The 25,981-nt window shown below is 37.4% G+C and carries 22 protein-coding genes and 1 pseudogene; 12 read left to right on the top strand and 11 right to left on the bottom strand.

Going from position 1 to position 25,981, the window contains the following annotated elements; all coding sequences use genetic code 11:
- Positions 1 to 6 precede the first annotated feature (6 nt).
- From AC6H0V_RS10045 to AC6H0V_RS10020, 6 genes are all read right to left on the bottom strand, one after another.
- Positions 7 to 966 carry a transketolase family protein gene (locus AC6H0V_RS10045; protein ID WP_497560055.1) on the bottom strand — a complete coding sequence of 320 codons (960 nt, stop codon included), beginning with the start codon at positions 964 to 966 and terminating at the stop codon, positions 7 to 9.
- Positions 967 to 1,034: 68 nt separating this feature from the next.
- The gene (locus AC6H0V_RS10040) at positions 1,035 to 1,880 is read right to left on the bottom strand and encodes a transketolase (protein WP_497560054.1); all 846 of its coding nucleotides are present in this window, start codon (positions 1,878 to 1,880) and stop codon (positions 1,035 to 1,037) included.
- A gap of 138 nt (positions 1,881 to 2,018) precedes the next feature.
- Positions 2,019 to 2,483 carry a thioredoxin-dependent thiol peroxidase gene (bcp, locus tag AC6H0V_RS10035; RefSeq protein WP_497560053.1) on the bottom strand — a complete coding sequence of 155 codons (465 nt, stop codon included), beginning with the start codon at positions 2,481 to 2,483 and terminating at the stop codon, positions 2,019 to 2,021.
- Between the two features lie 186 nt (positions 2,484 to 2,669).
- Positions 2,670 to 4,415, bottom strand: a complete 1,746-nt coding sequence (locus AC6H0V_RS10030) for a M23 family metallopeptidase (RefSeq protein ID WP_497560052.1) — start codon at positions 4,413 to 4,415, stop codon at positions 2,670 to 2,672.
- A 2-nt stretch (positions 4,416 to 4,417) separates the two neighbouring features.
- Positions 4,418 to 5,029 (bottom strand): fumarylacetoacetate hydrolase family protein, encoded by a 612-nt coding sequence (locus tag AC6H0V_RS10025; RefSeq protein ID WP_497560051.1) that lies wholly within the window; start codon positions 5,027 to 5,029, stop codon positions 4,418 to 4,420.
- 70 nt (positions 5,030 to 5,099) lie between these two features.
- Positions 5,100 to 5,549 carry a T9SS type A sorting domain-containing protein gene (locus AC6H0V_RS10020; RefSeq protein WP_497560050.1) on the bottom strand — a complete coding sequence of 150 codons (450 nt, stop codon included), beginning with the start codon at positions 5,547 to 5,549 and terminating at the stop codon, positions 5,100 to 5,102.
- A gap of 254 nt (positions 5,550 to 5,803) precedes the next feature.
- On the opposite strand from AC6H0V_RS10020, the gene AC6H0V_RS10015 reads away from it, so the two are divergent.
- Positions 5,804 to 7,765, top strand: a complete 1,962-nt coding sequence (locus AC6H0V_RS10015) for a KUP/HAK/KT family potassium transporter (RefSeq protein ID WP_497560049.1) — start codon at positions 5,804 to 5,806, stop codon at positions 7,763 to 7,765.
- 1,296 nt (positions 7,766 to 9,061) lie between these two features.
- Here the strand turns inward: AC6H0V_RS10015 and AC6H0V_RS10010 are convergent.
- From AC6H0V_RS10010 to yihA, 5 genes and pseudogenes are all read right to left on the bottom strand, one after another.
- Positions 9,062 to 9,646: a hypothetical protein gene (locus AC6H0V_RS10010; RefSeq protein WP_497560048.1), complete on the bottom strand. Its 585-nt coding sequence runs from the start codon at positions 9,644 to 9,646 to the stop codon at positions 9,062 to 9,064.
- A gap of 6 nt (positions 9,647 to 9,652) precedes the next feature.
- Positions 9,653 to 11,608, bottom strand: a complete 1,956-nt coding sequence (locus AC6H0V_RS10005; protein ID WP_497560047.1) for an amino acid permease — start codon at positions 11,606 to 11,608, stop codon at positions 9,653 to 9,655.
- An 83-nt stretch (positions 11,609 to 11,691) separates the two neighbouring features.
- Entirely contained in the window at positions 11,692 to 13,407 is a 1,716-nt protein-coding gene (locus AC6H0V_RS10000) for a M3 family oligoendopeptidase (protein ID WP_497560046.1), read from the bottom strand.
- Positions 13,408 to 13,491: 84 nt separating this feature from the next.
- The gene (locus tag AC6H0V_RS09995; RefSeq protein ID WP_497560045.1) at positions 13,492 to 14,370 is read right to left on the bottom strand and encodes a UbiA-like polyprenyltransferase; all 879 of its coding nucleotides are present in this window, start codon (positions 14,368 to 14,370) and stop codon (positions 13,492 to 13,494) included.
- A 201-nt stretch (positions 14,371 to 14,571) separates the two neighbouring features.
- A pseudogene (gene yihA, locus AC6H0V_RS09990) lies at positions 14,572 to 15,174 on the bottom strand (ribosome biogenesis GTP-binding protein YihA/YsxC); the annotation flags it as partial.
- 133 nt (positions 15,175 to 15,307) lie between these two features.
- Between yihA and ubiE the strand changes: the two are divergent.
- The 11 genes from ubiE (at position 15,308) to AC6H0V_RS09935 (ending at position 25,981) form a co-directional block, all read left to right on the top strand.
- Positions 15,308 to 16,036: a bifunctional demethylmenaquinone methyltransferase/2-methoxy-6-polyprenyl-1,4-benzoquinol methylase UbiE gene (gene ubiE, locus AC6H0V_RS09985; RefSeq protein ID WP_497560044.1), complete on the top strand. Its 729-nt coding sequence runs from the start codon at positions 15,308 to 15,310 to the stop codon at positions 16,034 to 16,036.
- Positions 16,033 to 16,782 (top strand): type IX secretion/gliding motility protein PorT/SprT, encoded by a 750-nt coding sequence (gene porT / locus AC6H0V_RS09980; protein ID WP_497560043.1) that lies wholly within the window; start codon positions 16,033 to 16,035, stop codon positions 16,780 to 16,782. The genes ubiE and porT overlap by 4 nt, the downstream gene beginning before the upstream one ends.
- A 226-nt stretch (positions 16,783 to 17,008) precedes the next feature.
- On the top strand, positions 17,009 to 17,767 hold the full coding sequence (locus AC6H0V_RS09975; protein WP_497560042.1) for an SDR family NAD(P)-dependent oxidoreductase: 759 nt from the start codon (positions 17,009 to 17,011) through the stop codon (positions 17,765 to 17,767).
- Positions 17,768 to 17,985: 218 nt separating this feature from the next.
- Positions 17,986 to 18,432: a GatB/YqeY domain-containing protein gene (locus tag AC6H0V_RS09970; RefSeq protein WP_497560041.1), complete on the top strand. Its 447-nt coding sequence runs from the start codon at positions 17,986 to 17,988 to the stop codon at positions 18,430 to 18,432.
- Positions 18,433 to 18,921: 489 nt separating this feature from the next.
- Positions 18,922 to 19,686 carry an alpha/beta fold hydrolase gene (locus AC6H0V_RS09965; protein WP_497560040.1) on the top strand — a complete coding sequence of 255 codons (765 nt, stop codon included), beginning with the start codon at positions 18,922 to 18,924 and terminating at the stop codon, positions 19,684 to 19,686.
- Positions 19,686 to 20,348 (top strand): CBS domain-containing protein, encoded by a 663-nt coding sequence (locus tag AC6H0V_RS09960; protein WP_497560039.1) that lies wholly within the window; start codon positions 19,686 to 19,688, stop codon positions 20,346 to 20,348. The genes AC6H0V_RS09965 and AC6H0V_RS09960 overlap by 1 nt, the downstream gene beginning before the upstream one ends.
- A gap of 6 nt (positions 20,349 to 20,354) precedes the next feature.
- Positions 20,355 to 21,236 (top strand): NAD kinase, encoded by an 882-nt coding sequence (locus AC6H0V_RS09955; RefSeq protein ID WP_497560038.1) that lies wholly within the window; start codon positions 20,355 to 20,357, stop codon positions 21,234 to 21,236.
- A gap of 2 nt (positions 21,237 to 21,238) precedes the next feature.
- Positions 21,239 to 22,063, top strand: coding sequence for a type IX secretion system protein PorG (gene porG, locus AC6H0V_RS09950; protein ID WP_497560037.1), 825 nt, complete (start codon positions 21,239 to 21,241; stop codon positions 22,061 to 22,063).
- Positions 22,064 to 22,080: 17 nt separating this feature from the next.
- The gene (gene uppS, locus AC6H0V_RS09945; RefSeq protein WP_497563374.1) at positions 22,081 to 22,821 is read left to right on the top strand and encodes an undecaprenyl pyrophosphate synthase; all 741 of its coding nucleotides are present in this window, start codon (positions 22,081 to 22,083) and stop codon (positions 22,819 to 22,821) included.
- A 62-nt stretch (positions 22,822 to 22,883) separates the two neighbouring features.
- Complete coding sequence (locus AC6H0V_RS09940) at positions 22,884 to 25,427, top strand: BamA/OMP85 family outer membrane protein (protein WP_497560036.1); 2,544 nt, start codon at positions 22,884 to 22,886, stop codon at positions 25,425 to 25,427.
- Positions 25,428 to 25,450: 23 nt separating this feature from the next.
- The gene (locus AC6H0V_RS09935) at positions 25,451 to 25,981 is read left to right on the top strand and encodes an OmpH/Skp family outer membrane protein (RefSeq protein ID WP_497560035.1); all 531 of its coding nucleotides are present in this window, start codon (positions 25,451 to 25,453) and stop codon (positions 25,979 to 25,981) included.

The following is a 25,981-nucleotide window of genomic DNA, read 5'->3' as shown; positions in this document are numbered from 1 at the left end:
ATCTATTTATTTTGCTTTCCTTTTCATTACTTTTTGGGCTGCAGCAACAATATCAGCAGGATCCAATTTATACTTGGTCATTAACTGATCAGGGGTTGCGCTTTCGCCAAAACTGTCATTTACCGCTACAAATTCTTGTGGAGCTAAATATTCTGTGGTTAATAAACGTGCAATACTCTCACCTAATCCACCAAACTTATTATGTTCTTCACAGGTAACGATACATCCAGTTTTCTTCACTGATTTTAAGATGGCTTTTTCATCCAGAGGTTTAATGGTGTGGATATTTATAATTTCAGCGTCAATGCCCAGTTCGGCTAATTTTTCTCCGGCTTCTATCGCTCTCCATACCATATGTCCAGTTGCCACAATAGTTACGTCGGTACCCTCATTTACCATCCAAGCCTTACCTATTTCAAACTTTTGATCTTCGGCTGTAAACACAGGGATAACAGGACGTCCAAAACGTAAGTAAACCGGACCTTCATAATCCATAATGGCTAAAGTGGCAGCTTTGGTCTGGTTAAAATCGCAAGGATTAATAACAACCATGCCAGGTAACATCTTCATTAAACCGATATCTTCCAGGATCTGGTGTGTTGCACCATCCTCACCAAGGGTTAAACCGGCATGTGATGCGCAGATTTTAACATTTTTGTTAGAATAAGCTATTGATTGTCTGATCTGATCATAAACCCTTCCTGTAGAAAAATTGGCAAAGGTTCCTGTAAAAGGGATTTTACCACCTATAGTCATCCCAGCAGCAATACCCATCATATTTGCTTCGGCAATACCGACCTGAACAAAACGTTCAGGAAAATCTTTAATAAAAGCATCCATTTTTAGTGAACCCACTAAATCGGCACATAGTGCTACTACATTTGGATTACGTTTTCCAGCTTCATGTAAACCTACTCCAAAGCCCGACCGTGTATCTTTTTTTTCTGTATATGTATATTTTTTCATTATAAAATCTTTTAAGTTAAGCGCAAAGCGCTAAGCGTTGGTAATCGCTTAGCGCCCATCGCGTAACGCTAGTAGTCTCCAGCTGTTTGTTTAATTTGATCCAGCGCTGTTTTAAGCTGTTCATCACTTGGTGCAGAACCATGCCATTTGTGAGAGCCTACCATAAAATCAACACCATAACCCATTTGGGTACTCATCAGGTTTAAAATAGGCTTGCCCTTACCCGTTAATGATTTAGCATAGTGCAATGCTTTGGTAATTTCTGCCATGTCGTTTCCATCTGAAGTAATTACATGCCAGCCAAAAGCTTGGAATTTGGCTTCAAGGTTTTCTAAAGAGAGTACCTTTTCTGTTGGGCCATCTATTTGTTGACCATTATAATCTATACTAGCTATTAAATTGTCCACTTTGTGGAAAGGAGCGAACATAAATGCTTCCCAGTTTTGGCCTTCCTGTAGCTCTCCATCACCTTGAAGGGTATAAATTAACGATTTATCACCATTTAATTTTTTAGTGAGGGCCGCGCCAATTGCAACTGACAGACCTTGGCCCAAAGACCCCGATGCCACCCTAATTCCAGGTAAGCCCTCGTGTGTGGTAGGATGACCTTGTAATCTAGAATCCAACTTTCTAAATGTAGCCAATTCGCTAACTTTAAAATAGCCTGATCTGGCCAGTACACTATACCAAACGGGCGAGATGTGACCATTAGAAAGAAAAAATAGATCTTCTCCTTCACCATCCATGTTAAATTTTGGATTATGGTTAAGCACTTCAAAGTATAATGCAGTAAAAAAATCTGCACAGCCCAATGAAGCACCTGGGTGACCAGATTGCACGCCATGAACCATTCTTAAACAGTCTCTTCTTACTTGCGAGGCAATATCTTCTAATTCACTAATTGTATGTTTCATTTGTTAAAATATTTTTTTGGTTCATGGTTCATGGTTCGCGAAGGATGCCTAAGCTCCCAGACTATTAACCATTTGCTATGAACTATGATCTAGTTTTACTCCAGCGCAAGTTAATAAAATTTCTATGTGCAAGAATACTTATCCTTTAATTAAATCTAAGACTTGGGCTGTCGGGCTTTTAGTGTCTACCTTGGTAATAATGTGGGCAATGTTACCTTCTTCATCAATAACGAAAGTAGTACGATTGATGCCCATGTATTTTTTGCCATACATGTTTTTTTCGCCCCAGACGCCATAAGAATTAACAATTTTTTGATCTGTATCTGCCAAAAGGGTAAATGGAAGGCTATGTTTGGTGATAAATTTTTGATGCGACCTTTCATCATCAACACTTACGCCCAGCACTTCAATTCCTTGAGCTTTTAATCCCTGATAATTGTCTCTAAAATCGCAGGCTTCTGCTGTACAACCGGGGGTGTCATCCTTTGGGTAAAAATACAGCACTACTTTTTTTCCTTTAAACTGGTCTAAGGAAACCTCATTTCCATCTTGATCCTTAGCGTTAAATTTTGGGGCTTGAGTCCCTTCTGTAAGTGGAATCATATTTGTATTGTTATATTGTTTGATTGCTATATTGTTTTCTGGCATCAAGCTAAATGGATTGTTATATTGTTCGATTGCTATATTGTTCCCGATATCAAGCTAAATGGATTGTTATTATTTGATTGCTCTTTAGCATCATGCAAACAATTCAACAATATAACAATTCAACAATTTTTATTCTTCAGTTTATCGATAAAACTCAATCTCATACTTCTTCACATTATCTTTCATATCGGTAACAATCAATTGGAAAGTGTGGTTGCCAGCATGAGTTCTCTCATCAAAGTTATGCCATAAATTTGCTGTTTTAGAATCAAATTCCATCAAAATCCATTTTCCATCAATATAGCCATTAAAACTCTTGATTCCAGAGAGATTATCACTAATTCTGAAGCTTATTTTAGATTGGGTGGCCATGTTTTTGCCGTCGGCTATGTTAACCGGGACGATAATGGGTGCCACGGTATCTATGGCGATAAAGAAACTACCAAAGCTTCTGGGCATTGCTTTAACATAGCCATTTTCATAAAATCCACCTTGTGATATGCGATTTGCATTTACAATTAATGCTTTTTGTTGATATTTTACTAAGTTACTATCGGCCTTTATCCATAGTTCGAAACCTACATGCAAAGGCGTTAGGTTATTGTGGATTTGATGCATGGCCGAAAATGCATTTTGTTGAGGCTTCGTACCCTTTTTATAAATAAAATTGAGGTCGTTATACAATGTGCCCTTAGGTAATATCACCTTAATTTCATCAGTGTTGTACTCGTTTATTTTATTATAGAGGAATGTATTTCCTGTGGTAGGACTTGGATTATCGATAACAGCATTAGCATTAGCTTGAACATTAAACTGCAAAATACTTTTGTTGCCTTTAGAATCGGTGATCTGATATTTAACCCGATGTAGTTTCCCATCGTTAAATACGATCCGACCATTGTTAAGCAAATTGCTGTAGATCTGTAAAGGATTTCCGGGATCTACGAAACTTTTCTGGATATTTCGTTTCAGGTTTAATAATGCAGGGTAGTCGAGATGTGAATTGATTGCTTTGCTATTGTCAAAACTAAATCGCTCTAATGCTGAGGTAAATACAGCCGAGTCATCTACAAATAATTCGATCGAATATACCCCATTTAGTCCAGATAGCCCATTATGTTTGTCTGTTGTGGTAATGCCAAAACCAACTTCTCCATTTAGATTAATAGTGGTAACCTTATTTAAGCTATAATTTCCTCCAGAGCCAACCACCTGAAAGTACTGTTTAGGGGTAAATTCATTGAAAGGTTTACCATTAAGGCGATAAACATACATCGCATAAATTACAGGCGGAATGTTATCGGGAATTTGAATACCAAAGAACTGCGGATTGATGGTAGCCTCTGTTTTTGTGTCGCGTATTTCGAAGTGAAGGTGCGGCCCTCCCGAACTTCCGGTATTGCCAGAATAGGCAATGATATCTCCTCTTCTCACCGGGATTTGATCTACTGCAGGAAATTCATCAATTTCATAAGATTTTTTCTGGTACTGAATATTTTTAACCAATGGAGCAATTTTTGGGCTATAACGTGATAAATGCCCATATACTGAAGTATAACCATTAGGGTGATTTATGTATACTGACAAGCCAAAGCCGCTGTTTTGGACCCTGAGTCTTGATATATAGCCATCAGCGGTTGCATAAACCGGATAACCTGTTCGCTGGTTAGTCTTAAAATCAACTCCCGAATGGAAGTGATTGCTTCTTAATTCTCCAAATGATCCTGCCAATGCTGGTGGAACAATATCGAGCGGCGGTCTAAAATCCGTTAGTGGATAAGTATTTTTGCTAAAAATTTGTTGAGCATCAGCCTTGATGGCGAAGATAAAAATAAGACTGAAAAAAATGGGAAGCTTAGCTATTACGTTGGTAGAGTTTTTAAACATCCTTATTTAACACTAAAATTAAGCAGTTGTTTGCCTTCTAGCCAAGCTTCTAACTGATCGCCTTGATTTATTCTACCTACACCTTCTGGAGTTCCAGTAAAAATTAGGTCGCCTTTTTTAAGTGTGATGTATTGAGAAACAAAAGAGATAATTTTTTCGAATGAGAACAAAAGGTTAGCTGTATGACCATTTTGACGGATTTCTTTATTGATCTGCAATTCAAACTTAAGATCGTACATTCCTTTAAATTCTGTTTTCGGTAAAAAATTGCTGATCGCGGCAGAATTGTCGAACGCTTTTGCTAATTCCCAGGGCAAGCCTTTCTCCTTGTGTTCGTTTTGGATATCCCTAGCTGTAAAATCAATTCCTAATCCAATTTCATCATAATAATTGGCCGCAAATTTTTCTGATATATGTTTTCCTTCTTTGCAAACCTTCAGCACAATTTCAAGTTCGTAGTGGATATCAGAAGAAAAATCGGGAATATAAAAAGGCTTATTGTCTTTTAAAACCGCAGTATCGGGTTTTAAAAAAATAATTGGCTTGGTTGGGATGGCATTATTTAGTTCTTTAGCATGCGCAGCATAGTTGCGGCCTATAGCAATTACTTTCATGGGCAGAATGGGTTTGGCGTTTGGCGATTAGCGTTAAGCGATGGTTGCAAAACTAAAAACAATTGGTAGATTACGGTACAAAAATCTTCATCACCTTTGGCTCGCCACCAGCTTCGATTTTAAGAAAATACATTCCTTTATTTAATTTGTTGGGGATGGTAAAAGTTTTCGTTTGCTCGCCAGCGGAGGATCTTTCGTTGAGTAACACCACCACATCATTAAGCAAAAGGTCAGTAATTTTGATCGAAAGCATTACCTCTCTTTCTAAGCGGAAACTGATATTGATTTGGTCAGATACAGGATTAGGATAAACTTTTAAAACCGTAAGGATTTTACCTGATTTAGGCATTGAAGTGCTTACAATAGCATTATTTGATGGGTTATATCCTAATATGCTCGGCCTATAGGGTTGGATATTAGCCTTAATCTGTGGAACTTTGCTTACGATTTTAGCTTTAGGTTTGATTGATATTTTTGAACTATCTACCTTCTGGGAGAAAACAACTGAACTACATAACATTACTATGCAAATTGTGCACAATAAACCCCATGAGAACGCTATTTTTGACTTAAAATCCATCTTTACCCATCACAAAAATATAAATTATTAAACAAAGAAATCAAAGATTTTGTTTAATGAAACAATATTTAACACTATTTAACACGACAATTTGCTTAACGAGATTTCAATTTTTTTGAAACTATTTTTCATTAAAATTTTAATTGAGTTTAATCCTAATTATTTAATTATTTTTGCATCCAAATTTTATAGCAGTGTCAAATCATAAAAATGTTAGCGCACTTACCGCAGGTGGGGTTTTAGTAAGTTTAGGGATTGTTTTTGGAGATATTGGAACTTCTCCATTATATACGCTGAATGCTATCTTTACTACTATTTTAGGAGGCAACCAAAATGTAAGTCCAGAAGTTGTGTTGGGCGTGCTTTCTTGTATAATTTGGACGTTAACTTTACAGACCACCATAAAATACGTAATTATCACTTTAAGGGCTGATAATAAAGGTGAAGGTGGTATTTTTTCCTTATTTTCATTGGTGCGTAAAAAAGCCAAATGGTTGGTAATTCCAGCAACCATAGGCGGATGTGCGCTCCTTGCTGATGGTATAATTACTCCAAGTATAACGGTAACATCAGCTATTGAAGGGTTAACGAACAAGTTTGATCATGTTCCAGTTATCCCCATCGTTATCGGCATTTTAACACTATTGTTTATCATCCAACAGTTTGGTACAAATTTAGTTGGAAAGTTATTCGGGCCTGTAATGTTTATTTGGTTTGGCGTACTAGGCGTTATTGGCGTATCATTTATAATAAAAGATTATAGCATTCTAAGGGCGCTTAATCCGTATTGGGCAATTCATTTGTTGGCAAACAATAGTTTAGCCTTTATTATACTTGGTGGAGTATTCCTATGTACAACGGGTGCGGAAGCGTTATATAGTGATTTAGGACATTGTGGAAGAAATAATATTAGGATTAGCTGGATTTTTGTTAAGCTCACCTTAATATTAAATTATCTAGGTCAAGGAGTATGGATATTACAAAATGGTAGTGCTTATATTCCCAGTGCTAAAATGAATCCATTTTTCGAGATTGTTCCAGATCAATACCAAATTCCAATGGTTTTTTTGGCTACAATGGCAGCTATTATTGCCAGTCAGGCCTTAATAAGTGGGTCATTTACCTTGATTGCTGAAGCAGTAAGACTTAACCTTTGGCCTAAAATAAGAATAGTTTATCCTACCGTGTCTAAAGGTCAATTGTATGTGCCCTCAATTAATTGGATGTTATGGATTGGTTGTTGTGGAATAGTCTTTCTTTTCCAAAAAGCAGAAAAAATGGATGCGGCATATGGTTTATCCATTACCATTGCCATGCTTATGACCACGATTTTAGTGACCTACTATTTGAGGAGTAAGCGCTTTCCAAAATATTTGATTGCGACATTTTTGATTACATATTTAATAATTGAAGGAACATTTTTGGTAAGTAATTTAACCAAATTTTTGCATGGTGGATGGGTAACTGTTTTAATTGGTTCTGTACTTTTCTCAATAATGTGGAGTTGGTATGTGGCTAGAAAAATAAAGAATAGGTTTGTTAAATACGTAGAAATAGAAGATTATTACAATATCATTGGCGAACTTAGTGGGGATATTTCTGTGCCGAAATACTCATCTCAATTGGTTTATTTAACCAGTGCGAATTTTAAAACTGAAATCGAATCCAAGATTATTTATTCAATTATTCAAAAAGAGCCCAAACGTGCTGATGTATATTGGTTGGTTCATGTTGACGTTGTAGATGAGCCCTATACAATGGATTATAAAGTGGAATTTCTCATCCCAGGCAAACTGATACGGATTGATTTCAAATTAGGATTTAGGATAGAGCAAAGGATAAATCTATTGTATCGTAAAGTGGTTGAAGAATTGGTTAGAAATGGTGAGATAGATATCACTAGCCAATACACTTCATTAAACAAGCATAAAATAACTGGCGATTTTAGATTTGTTCTCCTCGAAAAACACTTGTCAAAATTTACTAATTTGAGCTTTTTCGAACGATCGATAATGGATTACTACTTTATCCTAAAACATTTTAGTATGTCGGAAATGAGTAGTTTTGGATTGGATTCAAGCTATGTAGAGGTGGAGAAAGTACCGTTAATTTTCGTAACACCTGATGATATAGAATTAAAAAGGTTGGCGATTTAATTGTTTCTATCGCAGTTGTTTCCATAGACCGAAGGCTGAACTTAGATATAATGGATATCTACAAGGTCTGACGTAACCGGTTTGATTAGTTGGTCTGTGGAGACACCCTTCCATAAAAAGTAGTCAAATCCCGTAGGGATTATATCCTATTAGAAGAGTTTAGGAAAGTGTGCGACCCCCATCGGGGTCGTATATTCTGATTTGGTGTTTTAAGAGATATGGCCTCTACGAGGTCTGACGCAACCCTGGATACACCTTATGATAAACATTTTAAAAGTCTAATATTGATCTATCAGCTGGTGTCTTCACCGTCCGAGACAGCTGAACCGTAGCTATAGCTAACTAATCGCATAGATTTGAGGGTTGATTCGTTGGTCTGTGGAGACACCTTCCATAAAAAGTGGTTAAATCCCGTAGGGATTAAATCTTATTAGAAGAATTTCGGAAAGTGTGCGACCCCCATAGGGGTCGTATATCCTGATTTGGTGTTTTAAGAGATATGGCCTCTACGAGGTCTGAACGTAACCTAGGAGACACCTTATGATAAACATTGTAAAAGTCTGATATTGATCTATCATCTGGTGTCTTCACCGTCCGAGACAGCTGAACCGTAGCTAGAACTAACTAATCGCATAGATTTGAGGGTTGATTCGTTGGTCTGTGGAGACACCTTCCATAAAAACTGGTTAAATCCCGTAGGTATTATATCTTATTAGAAGAATTTCGGAAAGTGTGCGGGTCGTATATCCTGATTGGTGTTTTAAGAGATATGGCCTCTACGAGGTCTGACGCAACCCTGGATACACCTTATGATAAACATTTTAAAAGTCTAATATTGATCTATCAGCTGGTGTCTTCACCGTCCGAGACAGCTGAACCGTAGCTATAGCTAACTAATCGCATAGATTTGAGGGTTGATTCGTTGGTCTGTGGAGACACCTTCCATAAAAACTGGTTAAATCCCGTAGGGATTATATCTTATTAGAAGAATTTCGGAAAGTGTGCGACCCCCATCGGGGTCGTATATCCTGATTTGGTGTTTTAGGAGATATGACCTCTACGAGGTCTGACGCAACCCTGGATACACCTAATGATAAACATTGTAAAAGTCTAATATTGATCTATCGGTTGGTGTCCACCTACCGAAAAGCCGACCTTTAATTGCGTCATTCGAGGTTTGATTCGTTGATCGGTGGAGACACCGACCAATAAAATAGTGTACTACTCGATGAGGGTTGTATTTTCGTTTCGGTTTTTAGAGATTTGGCCCCCTAGATTAAGCACTATGCTTTTACATTAAATTACGATACAATTCTTGCTCTCATAGTAAAAACCTTTTGATTCCATACTTACCTCACCGTTAAATCCAATGGTAAGTTTAATAGATTCCTTCTTTTCTGGGCAGAGATAATATTTCATTAACATTAATTCGAACCCTTTCGAAGTTTTTTTATAAGCGCCGCCTCTTGGATTTTCATCATCAATATAGAGGTAATAGGTTCGGCTCAGGAGTAATGCTTCCTCCACATTGTCAACTCGACCTATAAATCTCCTAAAATCCGCTTCAGTGATGATGTAATTTATAGTATCACCTTCAACAGTAGCGATATAAGAGTAGCAATAACCTGGTAAACATTCGCCAAAGAATCCGCCTCTAGGCGTCTTAATATTGTAAGAGGCATTATTTCCTTCCTTCCTGAGTAGGCTGTTGTTACTTACAAACTCCCAATAGCGGTATTTTTTATCAGGAATAATTTTTTGAACCTGAAACCTTCTTTCTGATAGTTCTTTGCTAATTTTGATAAAGCCGTATTCTTGCAACATATCCCCATTATTATTCCCAAAGATTGTAAGCAGGAGAAATGTCATGAGCAGTTTCATGGGCGATTAGGCTTCTTTTACTTCCAATTGGTTACCTAACTTACTATTCTTAAATCCATACGCAAAGTAGACCACCAAACCAACTACCAACCAAATTCCAAAGCCAATCCAATTGCTAATACTTAACTCACACATCATATACAAACAGCTCAGTAAGCCTAGAACCGGTATCAATGATAGGTTTTTAGTTACGCAGTAGTAAATAATAATGAGGCAAATAATCAAAAAGATCCACATTGGGATTTTATGCTGAAACAAGTTCCAACCACTCTGATATTTTTTATCTGGAGAAATACTGGATTTAGCAATAAAAGCCTCGTACTGTTGAGTAGACAAATTACTTAAATAAGCCTCTGCATCAATTTGTTTGCCTTGCAAGACTACAGGATTGATGCTTATCTCATTCTTAACGGTTTCTATTTCACTCTTATCTAAAGATTTAATAAAAGTTACGGGTTCATTAGTCTTAGTTTGATTGGTGATAAAGGCAGTTGTTTCCTGTTTAAACTTTGTAAACCCGATTACAACCAGCACTATAAATGCCAATGGAATAATATATTTTGAATTAGCGTAAGGAATTTTAAACTTTCCCCTTACCACACCGGGCCTATTTTGTAAAACTAAAACTCCCGCACACACAAGAACAAAAGCGAATAGGGTACCTATAGAACATAAATCGGTTACCATGGTCAGGTCCATAAACAGTGCAGGCACCGCTACCACAAAACCAACGACTATGGTGGCAAATGATGGTGTTTTATACTTCGGATGTATCCTTGAAAATGCTTTTGGCAATAAACCGTCTCGGCTCATGCTCATCCAAATACGTGGTTGACCTAGTTGAAATACCAATAAAACACTTGCCATTGCAAACACTGCACTAACAGCAATGATACCACTCATTAATTTAAGGTCGATGGCATCAAATACAAAAGCTAAAGGATCTCCTACGGCTAAGGTATCTGATTTTACGATCCCTGTTAGGACTAAAGCGATAGCTACATATAAAACAGTGCATATAATAATAGCCCACATCATACCTTTAGGTAAATCTCTTTGTGGATTCTTACATTCTTCTGCGGTTGTAGAAATGGCATCGAAACCTATATAGGCAAAGAAAACCGCTGATACTCCTTTTAATATGCCCGATACACCGTTTGGAGCAAAAGGATTCCAGTTTTTCGTATCAATATAAAATACTCCGACTGATAAGACTAATAAAATAACTGCCAATTTTACCACCACCATTGCATTGCTCGCGTTTCTAGACTCTTTCATTCCACGATACACCAGCCAAGTAATGAAAATAATAATACCCAACGCTGGTAAATCTGCTATAAGATGAAAACTCCCAACTTTTGGTGATGTTAGCCATGCATTATTTGCTACTCTGGTTGCTTCATCTAAGTTGGCCATGCTTTTACCTGCACTTAATAGTGCTTCGGCATGCCTATGACCTTCAAGTGCCTTAGGATAAGCCATAGATGCCCAATCTGGAATATTTATTCCGTCGATACCTAAAGCGGGGATTTTTATGGATGACATCAATCCTGTAAAATAGTCAGACCATGAGATGGCTACAGCAATATTACCGATGGCATATTCCATAATTAACGACCATCCAATAATCCAGGCCACTAATTCTCCGAATGCAACATAAGAATAGGTATAAGCGCTCCCAGAAACAGGTACCATCGACGCAAATTCTGCATACGCAAAGGCTGCAAAACTACAGGCGACAGCGGTAAAAATAAACAGAAATATTACAGCTGGCCCTCCATCGGCACTTGCCTGACCAATGGTGCTAAAAATACCGGCCCCTATAATTGCAGCGATCCCAAAAGCAGTTAAATCTCTTACTCCTAGTGTTTTATGGAGCGAATCTCCGTGATCTCCGTATCCCTTCGCAGCATCTTCTAAAATTTTGCTGATCGATTTTTTTCTAAATAGCTTGTCGAACATAGTTTGGTTATAGTTTGTTCAAACTTAATAAAAAGTTTGGAGTTTCTAGTTTTGAATAGACTCCCAACACTAACTCAGATCAACTAACCTAATTTATCCAATTCTTCTTTTACAAAAACCGCTAATTCATTAATATAGCTGGCGCTAAAATCAAATTTGATTCCTGCTGTTTCATAGATTTCGTTCATAGGCTTGGTATAACCTAAGGCCAAAGCAGCTAAATATTGATCCAATGCTTTAGCGGGATTTTCTTTATAGTTTTTCCAAACCGCGATTGCCCCTAATTGTGCAATGGCATATTCTATATAATAAAAAGGAACCTCGAAAAGGTGCAATTGCTTTTGCCATAAATTGCCAAACTGTTGTTCGAAATCTGTCCAATCTGCAAAGCCAGCGCCAAAACGGGTATAAATTTGTTTAAATGCAGTTTCTCTGTCCGCCGCATTATGGTATGGATTGGTATAAACCCAATGCTGAAACTGATCAATAACTGCAACCCAAGGCAAAGTTTTAAGCACATCGGCCAACTGCTCTTTCTTAGCACGGTTTAATTCCTCTTCATTATCAAAATATACATGCCAATAATCCATGGAAATTAATTCCATGCTCATTGAAGCTAGTTCAGCAACTTCTGAGGGACAATGTTTGAAATCGTTCAGGTCTAAATCAGCGGTTAAAAAAGTATGGATGGCATGACCACCCTCATGAACCATCGTGGTTAAATCTCTCAAAGAATTGGCCGAGTTCATGAAAATAAAAGGCGCTCCTGTTTCTGCTAGGGGATAGTTGTAACCACCTGGCGCTTTGCCCATTCTACTTTCCACATCAAAAAGTTGGTTAGCTTTCATGATCTGCAACTTTTCTCCTAATGAAGGGTTAATGGCGTTAAAACAAGCAATGCTTTTGTCAATTAATTCTTGACCGTTATTAAATGGTTTTAGTGCTGCTTTGCCTGTTGTACTTACTTCCATGTCCCAAGGCTTAAGCTCAGTTAAACCTAAAGCTTCTTTTCTTTTTTCGGCCTGTTCTCTTAAAATCGGAACCACTTCCTTTTCAATCGCCTCCGCAAAGTCATAGCAATCTTTTGGAGTATAGTCAAATCGTCCTAAAGCTTGGAACATATAATCACGGTAATTTTCGAACCCTGCATTTAATGCCACTTTATGGCGCATAGCGATCAATTCATCGTATAAAATGTTAAGTTCGTCCTTATCTGCCAATCTGCGCTGCTGAATGGTTTCCCAAGCAGTTTGACGAACAGTACGGTCGGTATCTTTCAAAAAGTTGGATGCCTGTTCTAACGTATATTCCTGATCGTTGATTTTTACGCTCATTGCACCCGTAATACCTTGGTACTTTTGCTGGGCAACCTGCAATAACGTAAATAGCTCTACATTTTCTTCTCTGTACAATTCTAGCGCCTTTTTAACCGCGCGGATGTAAACAAAGTACTTTTCTTGATCCAATTGATCTATATAAGGACTATCATTTAGCTTTTTGTTCAGCTCATTACCGATGGGAGAGATCTTTGGCTCTATTTCGGTTGCGAAATATTGGAAGGCTTTAACAAGATCCTCATTCCCCGTGTCGCAGCTCATTTTGATATAACGCCACGCAAAGTCTTCTTCAAGCGCAGCTTCGAGCTCGCTCTTATCCTTTAACCATTTTTCTAGCTCTTCAACACTGTTGATTGGTCTTTTTAGCAATTCGTCTAATAGGGGAGATAAGCTATCCCATTCCATTTTTAAAACCTGTGGAATATAAACTCTTTGTTTTTTAGTTATAATTAAATCGTTCATTTTATCTTAATAGTTGAAGGTTAAAAAGTTTTATGTTTGGGGCAATCCATTAACTTTCTCATCCCCTAATCCCCTTATTCTAATTCAAATTATCCATGTGGTTAAATGGTAGGTCCTCATAAAAGCATCTGCCAAAAAGCAAATAGCAAATATAACGGAAGCGTAGCCATTGGTGGTAGCAAAAGCCCGGTCAACCTTGCTGATATCATTTGGCTTAACTAACAAATGCTGATAGGTAAGCATCGAACAGAAAAATACAATTCCGATTAAATAAACCCAACTAAAGGAAGCAAAAAATAGGGGCATAATTACGCATATTGCAGAAAAAACATGTAACACCACCGATAAGCGCAGTGCATTTTTAATGCCCAATGCTGCGGGGATGGAGTGTAGGTTTTCTGTTCTATCAAAATTTTCGTCCTGTAGGGCATAAATAATATCAAAACCACTTACCCAGAATAGAACTGCAAAGGAATAAAATAGGGGCACCATATTAAATTGCCCTGTAACAGCAATATAAGCACCAATTGGAGCCAATGAAAGACCTAATCCCAAAATTAAATGGCATAAAGCGGTAAAGCGTTTGGTATAACTGTAGAAAAGCACAACAAAAAGAGCAATTGGTGATAGATACAGGCACAACCTATTTATAAACGCAGTGGCCACTATAAACAGCACACAGTTCACAATTACAAAGGTTAGTGCTTCCGTTGCCGAAACTTTCCCTGCGGGGATGTCGCGCATTACGGTACGTGGATTTTTAGCGTCGATATTTCGATCTAAATAGCGATTAAAGGCCATGGCTGCATTTCGGGCAAAAACCATGCATAAAATAACCAATAACAATATATACCAATTGAAGGGATGAGAAGTGGTGGTTACTCCTAAAAAGAAACCGATTAATGCAAAGGGCATTGCAAAAACCGAGTGAGCAAATAAAACCAGTGAGAAGTACTTCTTCATTTAGTATTGAATAGTGCGTATAGCGTATTGAGATATGAGACTTGAGACATGAGATCTGAGACTACTAACGATTTAATCTAAACTGTTGAGCTCATTTTCATTGTCATGAACTTCATTCGTGCCTGAAAACTGGGAACTGCCATCCCGATAGCTATCGGAAGCCAACTGAGAACTGTAAATTGGTGAATCTGAACTGATAATAGGCATAACAAAATCTTCATTTACTTCGTGTATAAACTGTAGCACTTTATCCCGTCCCTGCCCTTTTTCGGCCGAAGTAACAAAAAATGGAGGAACTTCTTCAAACCAACCAAGTAATGACTTGTTAAATTTAGCTACATTTTGGTCGGTTTTTGGTGCAGATTGCTTATCAGCTTTGGTATAGACCAGTGCAAATGGAATTTGACATTCGCCTAACCACGAACAAAATTCAAGATCTATTTTCTGAGGCTCCAACCTACTATCGATCAATACAAATACGCATTGTAGATTTTCTCTCTTTGTTAAATAGTTTCTGATGAATTTTTCCCATTTCTCGCGGCTACTTTTAGAAACTTTGGCATACCCATACCCAGGTAAATCTACAATATACCATTTTTCGTTTATTAAAAAATGATTAATCAACTGTGTTTTTCCCGGGCGTTGTGATGTTTTTGCCAATCCCTGCTGGGAAACCAACATATTGATCAATGACGATTTTCCCACATTTGAGCGTCCAATAAAGGCATATTCTGGCATATCTGGCAAAGGCAAAGCCGAAACTTTGGTATTACTTACCACAAACGTTGCTGATTTTATAATCATGGTGCAAAGATAAGGAATAAGTTTGGAGTTGAGAGTTTAGCGTTAGGCGATAAGCGTTTAGTCACCATAAAAGCACATCTTCCCTTTTCCATCTAACATCTTACATAACATTTAGCTATCTTTGGCTTATCATATGAATCAACACGTAACTCCATATTCTGGCACTGAGAGTAAAAAAGAACAGGTGGCTACCATGTTCAATAACATTTCAGGAACATACGATTTTCTCAATCATTTTTTATCATTAGGTATCGATATCATTTGGCGTAAAAAGGCGATAAGGGAACTATCTTCAATTAAACCTAGGATTATTTTAGATGTAGCTACAGGAACGGGAGACTTTGCTTTCGAATCCATAAAGATCCTGCAGCCCGAGAAAGTAATAGGAGTAGATATTTCTGAAGGAATGCTGGAAGTGGCAAAGAAAAAAATCAAGGAGCGAAACCTTGGGCATATTTTTTCAGTTCAGTTAGGCGATTCAGAAGGTCTTCAATTTGAGGATAATACATTTGATGCTATAACCGTTGCTTTTGGGGTTCGAAACTACGAAAATCTTCAAAAAGGATTAGAAGATATGTTAAGGGTGCTTAAGCCTTCTGGTAAAATCGTGATTTTAGAATTTTCAAAACCAAGTGTTTTTCCCGTTAAACAAGGGTATCATTTCTATTTTAAATACTTGACACCTTTTTTTGGTAAGTTATTTTCAAAAGACGATAGGGCCTATACCTATTTGCCAGAATCTGTTGCCGCTTTTCCAGATGGGAAATCATTTACCACGCTAATGCAAAATGTAGGCTATAAAAATACCAAACATCGTTCTTTAACGTTTGGAATTAGTGCTATTTATACCGGTACCAAATGATGAAAAAATTAGCTCTCTTTATCCTACTGTTTCTACTTGCCGCTAATTTTACAAAGGCGCAAAATTGGGGCGGGGGTATAGATGATGATAGAATTAATTTTGGATTTAGCTTTCAGTATATCTCCTCAGAATTTAAGATCACGAAAAAGAGAGATTGGCGACAGCCCTATTTTGATAGTAGTACAGGCACCTATGCAACGGATAACCTATCTGCTATTTCTTCGCCACCTTCAGTTGGATTCGGAATCGGTTTTGTAGTAAATGGTCAGATTACCCCCAATCTAGATCTCCGGTTTACACCCACCTTGGTATTTAACGATCGGAATATCAATTATAATTATGTAATTCCTGGTACATATAATCCTGGAAGCCCACTTATCCAGAAAAAGGTTAACGCCACTATTGTTGATTTTCCAATGGGCATAAAATTGAAATCAGATCGTTTAATGAATTTTAGAGCCTACATGCTGGGGGGGCTTAAATATTCGATAGACTTGGCATCAGGTAAAAAGAACAACGACGCTAATGCTGCACCAAAGGAAAAGCTATTAAAAAATAAAGGCAACTTTCTATCTTATGAGGCCGGTTTAGGATTTGATTTCTACTTCGAATATTTTAAAATGTCGCCAGAAATTAAACTTTCCTATTCTTTGGGAGATGTATTAAAACATGATGATACCCCTTTTGCAAATCCTATCGATAAGGCCAAATTACGGCATTTTACTTTTAGTTTGTTTTTTGAATAGAAGAGCACAGAGCGAGGAGCAGAGCGCATTAACTCCAAGATTAACTATTTCCCCATGCCCTATGCTCCATGCCCTATGCTCATTTGAATCTTTATCCCCATTCGTTATCCAAAAGTTATACCTTTGCTAACTTAATAATTGAAGCGCGAGGTTCCGCATCAATATTGGAACATTTAGACTTTAAACATTTCCCCAAAGGAATGCCTTTGGCACAATTTACTTACACATGGCAAAAATTGCATTAATTACCGGTGCAAGCTCGGGCATTGGCGAGGCTTGCGCACATCTCTTGGCCCAACAAGGCTACCACCTTATTTTGGTGGGAAGGAGGGAAGACCGCCTAGAAAAAATCGCCCATCATTTAGCGGATAAATATGCCATTGAGGTTAAAAAGATCCAGGCAGATGTTCGGGATAAAGAAAATATAAGCTACGTGCTAGAAACCCTTCCTTCACATTGGAAAAATGTGGATGTTTTAATTAATAATGCAGGCTTGAGCCAAGGGTTAGAACCAATTGATAAAGGAAATACCGACGATTGGGACACCATGATCGATACGAACGTTAAAGGCTTGCTCTATGTTAGCAAAATTGTTTCCAATTGGATGGTCGGACAAAAGAAGGGACATATCATCAACATTGGGTCCATTGCGGGAAAAGAAGTTTATGGTAATGGAACTGTTTATTGTGCTACTAAACATGCTGTTGATGCCTTAAATAAGGGCATGCGGATAGATCTTTTGCCCCACGGAATTAAAGTTACAGCAATACACCCCGGAATGGTTGAAACCGAGTTTTCTATTGTTCGTTTTAAGGGAGATGAGGCTAGGGCAAAAAAAGTATACGACGGATTTGAACCATTAATTGCCCAGGATATTGCCGAGGCCATTTGGTTCGCGGTAAGCCGCCCGCCACATGTAAACATAAACGATATGCTCATTATGCCCACTGCGCAGGCTACGGCAACGATGGTGAAGAGAAATTAAACTAATGTTAAATTGTTATATGTATATATTGTTGGTATAGTCAGTAGGCAAGCAAAGGAATTAATTATTGTTTTATTGCTAAATTGTTGGCATAGTGGACTAGTAATTCGACAATATAACAAAGCAACAATCAAGATTGATTGGGGTGGTGGTTAGCAATACAACAATAGAACAATCTAACAATTAAGAAGAATTCGATTACAAATAAAACCTAAGTCATGATATCACTAACCATAGATCAAGAAATAAAACAAGCCATGTTAGCTAAAGATCAAGCTAAATTACGTGGATTAAGGGCGATAAAAGCAGCTTTATTATTAGCCAAAACCGAAAAAGGACAGGCTGAAGAATTAACCGAAGATGCGGAGATGAAAATTCTACAGAAACTGGTTAAGCAGCGAAAAGAATCTGCAACTATATATAAGGAACAGGGGAGAGATGATCTGTTCCAAGTAGAACAGGAAGAAATAGATGTAATTAGTGCATTTTTGCCAAAGCAATTGGAAAAAGCTGACATCGAAAAAGTTATTGCCAAAATTATTGCCGAATCTGGCGCAACATCCATTAAAGAAATGGGTAAAGTTATGGGCGTAGCCAATAAAGAATTAGCGGGCAAGGCCGATGGGAAATTGATTGGGGAAATTGTAAAAGCGCAGTTGGGATAAGATGTAAGATGGAAGATGGGCATGGAACACTCCAGTTTTCATCTTACATCTTCCATTTTACCTTTTACATGATATGACCTCATGGGAGATGTAAGACGGAAGATGGGCATGGAACACTCCATTTTCCATCTTCCATTTTACCTTTTACATGATATGACCTCATGGGAGATGTAAGATGGAACATGGGCATGGAACACTCCATTTTCCATCTTCCATCTTACCTTTTACATGATATGACCTCAGGGGAGATGTAAGATGGAACATGGGCATGGAACACTCCATTTTCCATCTTCCATTTTACCTTTTACATGATATGACCTGATGGGAAACGTAAGATGGAACATGGGCATGGAACACTCCATTTTCCATCTTCCATTTTACCTTTTACATGATATGACCTCCTTTTTCTAAAAAATATCTCATAATTTGCCATAATTTAATTTTACTCTATTAACTTAGTAGCACATACCAAAACAGCACTAATAATATATGGAATACGAAGTGATAGAAGATGATGGGTTTAGATACATTGAAGCTGGCGAGGGTGAACCGCTGGTATTACTTCATGGGCTGATGGGGGAACTGAGTAATTGGGGTCCTGCAATAGATCATTTTAAGCAAAATTATCGCGTTATTGTACCAATTTTGCCAATCTATGATTTGCCGCTCCTTACCTTAGGAGTTAAAAGTCTCTCCAAATATGTTCATCGCTTTCTGAAATTTAAAAAATTAAACCAGGTTGTTTTAATCGGTAACTCTTTGGGAGGGCATGTTGGTCTGGTATTTACAGCAGCTCATCAGGAATTTGTAAAAGCATTGGTGTTAACTGGCAGTTCGGGCCTTTACGAAAATGCTTTTGGGGGATCTTTCCCCAGAAGAGAAAGCTATGATTATGTTCGTGAAAAGGTAGAATTTACTTTTTTTGACCCTAAAACCGCAACCAAAGAACTTGTTGATGAGGTGTTTAAGTCTATCAACGATCGCTCTAGGGTAATTCGGATTTTAGCATTAGCCAAATCGGCTATTCGCCATAACATGTCTAAAGAATTATCGAGAATAACCATCCCGGTATCGTTGATATGGGGCAGGCAGGATAAAATTACCCCTCCAGAAGTAGCAGTTGAATTTCATGAACTGTTGCCCAATTCTGAGTTAAATTGGGTAGATGAGTGTGGACATGCCCCCATGATGGAAAGACCCGAAGTCTTTAATGAATATTTAGATAAATTTTTAAATCGAATCTTGCTCAAATAATGCTAGCAGCTACACTCATATCAAATGTTATACCCCCTCTAAAAACTTCAGATACCGTTCAGAAGGCTTTAGAAAGGATGAGTGAGTTTAAACTATATCATCTACCCATCGTTAACGAATCGCAATTTCTAGGTTTGGTAGCTGAGGATGAACTTATAGAGATAAGAGATCAACAGGCACCAATTGGAAGCTTGTCTTTATCTATTTTAAACCCATTTGTGTTCGAAGATGCGCATATTTATGACGTAGTTAGGTTGTTTAATCAACTACAGCTCTCTTTAGTTCCCGTACTTGATGTTAATAAAAATTATTTAGGCGTGGTTTCTATCAATAGCCTATTGGAATATACTGCCGAAACCTATGCGGTTAAAGAACCGGGGGGGATTGTGGTGCTTTCCATCACTAGTAGAAACAATTCTTTGGCGCATATGGCACAGATAGTTGAGGCAGATAATGCACAGATTTTATCATCCTATGTAAGCTCTTTTCCTGATTCAACAAAATTGGAAGTTACGCTTAAAATAAATAAAACCGAATTATCGGGCATTATCGCTTCTTTCGAACGCTATAATTATGAAGTGAAAGCGGTTTTTAACAATACGCAAAACGATGATGGCTCAGCAGATAGATTCAATTCTTTTATGAACTATTTAAACGTTTAATCCTGCATGAGAATAGCAATTTACGGTAGAGAGTTTAATGATAGCGTTCTGCCATTTGTGCAGCAGGTATTTAATGCCCTCGCCTTATATAAAATTGAGGTCGTTGTATTTGATAAGTTCAACAACTTTATTAAGGAAAAAATAAGGTTACCTAAAAATACTTCCACTTTTACCACTCATTCCGATTTATTAAACCATGCCGATGTGCTCCTCAGCCTTGGTGGCGACGGTACCTTACTGGATACCTTATCCTTGGTAAAAGATTCGCAAATCCCTATTATAGGTATCAATTTTGGCCGTTTAGGCTTTCTGGCCAGTATCAATAAAAATGAGATAGATACGGCAATTAATGCGATGGTAAATGGAGATTATACCCTGGATAAAAGAGGGATCCTAAATCTTGAATCCAAGAATGATCTATTTAAGGGTGAAAATTTTGCTTTAAATGATATTACTATTCATCGTAGGGATAATTCGGCGATGATGATCATTCATGCCTATATGAACGGTGAATTTGTAAATTCCTATTGGGCTGATGGGTTAATCATTGCTACACCAACTGGGTCTACCGCGTATTCTTTAAGCTGCGGTGGTCCGATTATCCTACCCAATGCGCAAAACTTCGTTATTACCCCAATCGCGCCACATAATCTAAATGTACGACCTATTATTGTTCCAGATGATGTGGAGTTGGCTTTTGAAATAGAAGCAAGAAGTACAAAATTCTTGCTTTCATGCGATTCGCGAACAGAAACCGTAGATCGCTCGGTTAAAATTACTATTAGCAAAGCTAAATTTAACGTAAATTTAGTTAGACTTAACAATGAAAGCTATTTAACCACGTTAAGAAATAAATTACTTTGGGGCATAGACACCCGTAATTACTAATAATGCGGCCAACTAGATTTATTTTCTCCTTGCTCCTCCCGCTTTGCTGTTTGGTCTTTACTCCATGCACCATGCTCTTTGCCCAACAAGTAGAATTGGGGGCAAGGTTGGGAGGATCGTCATATCTTGGAGACCTTAACCCATATAACCCCGTAAAAATTAGCGGAATAGCAGGAGGTGCTTTTGCCAAGCTTAATTTCAATCCACATTGGGGACTTGGATTTCATTACAACTATGGAAAGATCAAAGCCGATGATGCTAAATCAAAAAATCTTCAGTATAACGATCGTAATCTTAGTTTTTCTACCACGTTAAATGAATTTAGTGTATTGGTAGATTTTAATTTGTTTGATCTCATGTCTTATAGTCGCAAAGGCCGTATAACCCCCTATATCTTTACAGGATTTGGTTTGTTGATATTTAACCCTAAAACGATCTATAATGGAAATGAGCTCGAATTACAGCGTTTAACCACAGAAGGTCAAGCAAAACCATATAAGGGATATGCACCTACTTTCCCCTATGGGGTAGGATTGAGATATAGATTGAAGGAAAACCTCACCTTTTTCTCTGAGATTGGCTACCGAACACCATTAACAGATTATGTAGATGATGTTAGCGGTGTCTATGCAGATCCTTCAGCATTTGCTAACAGTAGTAATGCAACACTAAGTAGGGCATTAAGTGATAGATCTGGAGAAATAACTGGAGTTTATTTAGGTGATCCTGGTACACAACGAGGTGATTTTAGAAAAAGAGATAATTACATGTTTGTAGGTATAGGGATATCTTATACCTTTGTGAGCCAAAAATGTTTTTCTTTTTAGGGCACTATAAAGCAGAAATGGGATTTAAAGAACAAATAGATATCAATCGATTGCCAGAACACATCGCTATTATTATGGATGGTAATGGAAGATGGGCAAAAAATCAAGGTAAATTCCGGGTGTTTGGCCACGAAAGTGGAGTGCTTTCTGTAAAAGACATTGTAGAAGGTTGTGTAGATATAGGAGTTAAATACTTAACCGTATATGCTTTTTCTACCGAAAACTGGAATCGTCCCATTGAGGAAGTAAATGCATTAATGGAGCTGTTGATTTCTACTATTAACCAGGAGGCCGAAACGCTTAATAAAAATAACGTGAAGTTAAATGCCATTGGCGACCTGAATTCATTGCCCCAAAAATGCATTGATGATTTAGCGAACGTAATGGAAATCACCAATAAAAATTCTAGGTGTACCTTAACCTTGGCATTAAGTTATAGTGCAAAATGGGAGATCGTTGCAGCAGCTAAGAAATTGGTAAAGCTTGCCGAAGAACAAAAACTAACCTCAGAACAAGTTAACGAAGAATTATTTGCAGCCCAATTAACCACAACAAGTATTCCAGATCCCGAATTAATGATCCGCACCAGCGGTGAACATAGGATCAGTAATTTCTTGCTATGGCAGATGGCTTACACAGAATTATATTTTACCGAAACCCTATGGCCAGACTTTAGAAGAGAACATCTTTTTGAGGCTATTGTAGATTACCAGAAACGCGAACGACGCTTCGGAAAAATTAGCGAACAATTGAACTAATTTTACTTTTAACACTTTTTAACATGTGTTTAAATTAACTTAGCAACGTTTTTTAGATTTAAATGAAAAGAATATACCAACTCATATTTTTGTTGTTGATCGGCTTGCCATCAATTGCTCAGATCCGTACACAACCTGCTCCGGCAGCACAAACATTAAAAGTTAATGGCCTAAACCTCGACTATTTTAGTCCGAAAGAATATGTAATTGGCGGTACCACACTAACTGGTGCAAAATATTTGGATAACGATGTAATTATTAAACTTTCAAAGCTTATTCCCGGCGAAACTGTAATATTACCGGGGGAAGCCACCACTAATGCGATCAAGAACTTGTGGATCCAAGGTTTATTTGATGATATTAAGCTATCGGTTACTAAAATGAGTATCGATACTGTTTATTTTGATATCGAAGTTGTAGAACGTCCGCGGTTAACCTCATTTGAACTGATCGGTGTGTCTAAATCCCAAAAAACAGACCTGAATGAGAAGCTCGCTGATAAAGCCGGTAAGACCATCATTAACGACAACTTGTACAATACCACAAAATCTATCATCAATAAATACCTGTTAGACAAAGGGTATTTTTATACGACTATAGATTTTAAATCTAAACCTGATCCCAATCAGGAAAACAGTGTGGTTTTGCAAGTACTTATCAATAAAGGAAAACGTGTAAAGGTTCATAATATTGATTTTACCGGAAATTCTGACTTCAAATCTGCAAAACTGAGAAAGTATCTTAAAAAGACAAAACAACAGGCGTTTTATAAAATCTTTGGTAGTGGTAAATTTAACAAAGAGAAATACGAAGAGGATAAAATAAAAATGATAGCCAAGATGCAGGAAAAAGGGTACAGGGATGCGGCTATTCTAAAAGATAGTATTTATAAGTATAATAATAAATCGGTTAGCATTAAAATAGATCTAAACGAAGGCCCGAAATATTATTTTGGAAACATTACCTGGATAGGAAATGCAAAATACACCACTGATTATCTAGAAAAGGTATTTGGTATCGAAAAAGGAGAAGTGTTTAGTGAAGAAAAATTAGAGAAGAAATTGCGTGGAAGTGCCAATAGCGATGATGTTTCTAGTGTTTATCTAAACGATGGTTATTTAACTTTTAATATCGACCCGGTGCAAACGAGAATATACAAAGATACTGTCGATGTAGAAATGCGTATTTATGAAGGCCCACAATACGTAAACAACAAAATAACAGTTGAAGGTAATACCATAACAAATGACAGGGTAGTTTTAAGAGAAATTCGTACCAAGCCGGGAGAGAAATTTAACAAAGAACTGTTAGTAAGAAGTGTACGTGAGATTGGAGCATTGGGTAACTTCGACGAAGCTAAAACCAATCCTGTTCCTAGGCCAAATCCAGATGGTACGGTAGATATTGTTTACCATGTAGAAGAAAAACCATCTGATCAGATCGAATTATCTGGAGGTTTTGGTGGCGGCCGTGTAATTGGTACTTTAGGTTTAACATTTAATAATTTCTCATTAAGAAACCTATTTAAAGGCGAAGCCTATAAGCCACTGCCAAAAGGCGATGGACAAAAATTAAGCCTACGTGGTCAAACCAATGGTAAATATTATCAATCATACAGCTTCTCTTTCTCTGAACCATGGTTTGGAGGAAAAAAACCTGTGAGTTTTGGATTGAGTGCCTTTACTTCCTTACAATCAAATGGTTTGGCGGAAGGAGAAACTACTTTTCAAAAAATTCGGTTAAACGGTATCTCTGTAAGCTTAGGAAGAAGATTAAATTTCCCAGACAACTTTTTCGCCCTATCACACGCTGTTAACTTAAACCAATATATCTTAAATAACTACCCGGGCTATTTGTTTAGTACAGGTACTTCTTACAACCTGAACTTAACGCAAGAACTTTCCCGCGATTCGAGATCTGGAAGTCAGATTTTCCCAACCGGAGGTTCGTATATTAAGCTTACCATTCAGGCTACTCCACCTTACTCATTGCTAAATAATGTGAACTATGCAATAGCATCTGATAAACAACGTTATAAATTTACCGAATACCACAAAGAGAAATTTGAGGCTCAATGGTTTGAAACTGTAGTTGGTAAATTAGTGTTTAAAGGTCAGGCGCAATTTGGTTTCTTAGGCTCATACAACAAAGCTGTTGGCGAGTCGGCATTTGAACGTTTCAAATTGGGTGGCGATGGTATGCAGGGCTTTGATTTCTTGCAAGGATCTGAATTGATCGCAATGCGTGGATATTCAAATAACTCGGTTATCCCTGTAGGAGCTAACGCAACCATTGCACAAAGCTCAGGTAGCCCTATCTTTAGTAAATACGTGATGGAATTAAGATACCCTGTTATTGCTTCGCAGCAAGCAACAGCGTTTATGACAGTTTTTGCTGAGGGTGGTAATACTTGGAACAAGTTTAGCGATTTTAATCCATTTAATATTAGGCGTTCTGTTGGAGTAGGAGCAAAAATATTTTTACCAATTTTTGGTCTGCTTGGTATTGATTATGGATATGGATTTGATAAAATCCCAGGTATTCCAGATGCAAATAAAGGTCAGTTCCATTTTAGCATTGCCCAACAACTTGGAGGATTTAACTAGTAAAAACTCTTAAAATAATACCAATGAAAAAAATAATAATTGCCAGTCTTTTGCTCTTCATGGGATTTGGAGCTTCAGCACAAAAATTTGCGTACGTAGATACAGAATATATCCTTAAACATCTACCAGATTATAAATCAGCGCAAAATCAAATTGAGGGATTATCTACGCAGTACCAAAAGCAAATAGATGATAGTTATGCCGAGATAGACAAAATGTATAAAGCCTATCAGGATAATCAGGTATTGTTAACTGATGATATGCGGAAAAGAAAAGAAAATGAAATCATCGAAAAAGAAAAAAGAGCAAAAGAGCTTCAAAGACAAAAATTTGGCCCTGAAGGAGAGCTGTTTCAAATAAGGGTTAAGTTGATAAAACCTATTCAGGATAAAGTAGCCACCGTGGTTGCCGAAACTGCAAAAAACAAATTCATTGATTTTGTTTTTGATAAAAGTAGCGAATCAACCATGATGATTTATGCCAGTGCCAATTACGATATCAGTAATGATGTAATCGTTAGATTAGGATACAAGCCAGGCACACTGGTAAAATAG

The organism is Pedobacter sp. NO84, assembly GCF_059703915.1.
The sequence above is the reverse complement of the archived record's forward strand: the minus strand, read 5'-3'. Positions and strand labels throughout refer to the sequence as shown.

Bases quoted from the DNA above. Each gene is read 5' to 3' on its own strand.
- AC6H0V_RS10045 (WP_497560055.1), bottom strand. From the start codon at position 966: ATGAAAAAATATACATATACAGAAAAAAAAGATACACGGTCGGGCTTT.
- AC6H0V_RS10040 (WP_497560054.1), bottom strand. From the start codon at position 1,880: ATGAAACATACAATTAGTGAATTAGAAGATATTGCCTCGCAAGTAAGA.
- bcp (WP_497560053.1), bottom strand. From the start codon at position 2,483: ATGATTCCACTTACAGAAGGGACTCAAGCCCCAAAATTTAACGCTAAG.
- AC6H0V_RS10030 (WP_497560052.1), bottom strand. From the start codon at position 4,415: ATGTTTAAAAACTCTACCAACGTAATAGCTAAGCTTCCCATTTTTTTC.
- AC6H0V_RS10025 (WP_497560051.1), bottom strand. From the start codon at position 5,029: ATGAAAGTAATTGCTATAGGCCGCAACTATGCTGCGCATGCTAAAGAA.
- AC6H0V_RS10020 (WP_497560050.1), bottom strand. From the start codon at position 5,549: ATGTTATGTAGTTCAGTTGTTTTCTCCCAGAAGGTAGATAGTTCAAAA.
- AC6H0V_RS10010 (WP_497560048.1), bottom strand. From the start codon at position 9,646: ATGAAACTGCTCATGACATTTCTCCTGCTTACAATCTTTGGGAATAAT.
- AC6H0V_RS10005 (WP_497560047.1), bottom strand. From the start codon at position 11,608: ATGTTCGACAAGCTATTTAGAAAAAAATCGATCAGCAAAATTTTAGAA.
- AC6H0V_RS10000 (WP_497560046.1), bottom strand. From the start codon at position 13,407: ATGAACGATTTAATTATAACTAAAAAACAAAGAGTTTATATTCCACAG.
- AC6H0V_RS09995 (WP_497560045.1), bottom strand. From the start codon at position 14,370: ATGAAGAAGTACTTCTCACTGGTTTTATTTGCTCACTCGGTTTTTGCA.
- ubiE (WP_497560044.1), top strand. From the start codon at position 15,308: ATGAATCAACACGTAACTCCATATTCTGGCACTGAGAGTAAAAAAGAA.
- porT (WP_497560043.1), top strand. From the start codon at position 16,033: ATGATGAAAAAATTAGCTCTCTTTATCCTACTGTTTCTACTTGCCGCT.
- AC6H0V_RS09975 (WP_497560042.1), top strand. From the start codon at position 17,009: ATGGCAAAAATTGCATTAATTACCGGTGCAAGCTCGGGCATTGGCGAG.
- AC6H0V_RS09970 (WP_497560041.1), top strand. From the start codon at position 17,986: ATGATATCACTAACCATAGATCAAGAAATAAAACAAGCCATGTTAGCT.
- AC6H0V_RS09965 (WP_497560040.1), top strand. From the start codon at position 18,922: ATGGAATACGAAGTGATAGAAGATGATGGGTTTAGATACATTGAAGCT.
- AC6H0V_RS09960 (WP_497560039.1), top strand. From the start codon at position 19,686: ATGCTAGCAGCTACACTCATATCAAATGTTATACCCCCTCTAAAAACT.
- AC6H0V_RS09955 (WP_497560038.1), top strand. From the start codon at position 20,355: ATGAGAATAGCAATTTACGGTAGAGAGTTTAATGATAGCGTTCTGCCA.
- porG (WP_497560037.1), top strand. From the start codon at position 21,239: ATGCGGCCAACTAGATTTATTTTCTCCTTGCTCCTCCCGCTTTGCTGT.
- uppS (WP_497563374.1), top strand. From the start codon at position 22,081: ATGGGATTTAAAGAACAAATAGATATCAATCGATTGCCAGAACACATC.
- AC6H0V_RS09940 (WP_497560036.1), top strand. From the start codon at position 22,884: ATGAAAAGAATATACCAACTCATATTTTTGTTGTTGATCGGCTTGCCA.
- AC6H0V_RS09935 (WP_497560035.1), top strand. From the start codon at position 25,451: ATGAAAAAAATAATAATTGCCAGTCTTTTGCTCTTCATGGGATTTGGA.